The 857-nt window shown below is 52.7% G+C and carries 2 protein-coding genes; both read right to left on the reverse strand.

The window, feature by feature from the left end:
* The coding region (locus tag J3353_RS16215; RefSeq protein ID WP_207685275.1) for a VirB6/TrbL-like conjugal transfer protein, CD1112 family at positions 1 to 571 on the reverse strand (571 nt) is incomplete at its 3' end.
* A 211-nt stretch (positions 572 to 782) separates the two neighbouring features.
* Positions 783 to 857: Maff2 family mobile element protein (locus J3353_RS16220; protein ID WP_242701017.1), on the reverse strand; the 75-nt coding region annotated here is incomplete at its 5' end.

Raw genomic sequence — 857 nt, forward strand, 5'->3', positions numbered from 1 at the left:
CGTAGACGATGACGAAAATCACGATGCTCAATATCCGCATGGTGATGCCGATGAAGAAACTTTGCAGGAACAAGCCGAACAGGGGGCCGACATCCATCTGCATCAGGCTGGATTGCAGCATGGAAAGCCCAATGTCGTTGACACGGGTGTTTCCGGCAACGATGCTGCTGGAATCGGACACTACTTTCTGGGTGACGTCGAACACCGCCATCACAATATCGAAGGTGTTGGAGATGAGCCATACCGAAACAGCGGTCTTAAAGATCCAGCGCATGATAAGGGCAGGCTCAAACTGCGCCATGTTGTTGTGCTGGGTGATCATCTCGATGAGTTCATAACAGGCAATGAAGGTCAGGATGATGCCTGCAATGGGCAGCACCACATTGCGAGAGAGGGCTTCGATCATGGCGAACACTCTCGGCTCAAAGCTGGAGGGCTTGGTGCCCACCTGCTGGGCGATATTGCCGACCTGCGTGTTCACATCGTCGAACAGCCCGCTGAGATTGGACATAATGCCTGCCGTCAGGATGCCTTTGATCCAGTCGGCAATGGCTTTAAGAACGGTTTCCATTCAGTCACCGTCCTTAGCTGAAGTGGTTGATAAGGGTCTTGAGAAGGTTCAGAAGAAAAATAATGTGGGTCAAAAACTGCATAATAGCACCGCCTTTCATGGATGGGTGGAGATTCGTACCGCAATGCGCTCCTTATGATAAAGGGCTGTTATCCACAGCAGAGATAGAGCGATTGCGTATGTACAGGCGGGATAAACCCGCCTGCGGCACTTAGCCGAACAGACCGCTCAGCAGGGGAATCAGGGTGATGCCCACCAGAGCAACGCCACCGCCAGCCATGAGCTG

It is taken from the genome of Faecalibacterium sp. Marseille-Q4137 (genome assembly GCF_017377535.1).
Classification (GTDB): Bacteria; Bacillota; Clostridia; order Oscillospirales; family Ruminococcaceae; genus Faecalibacterium; species Faecalibacterium duncaniae.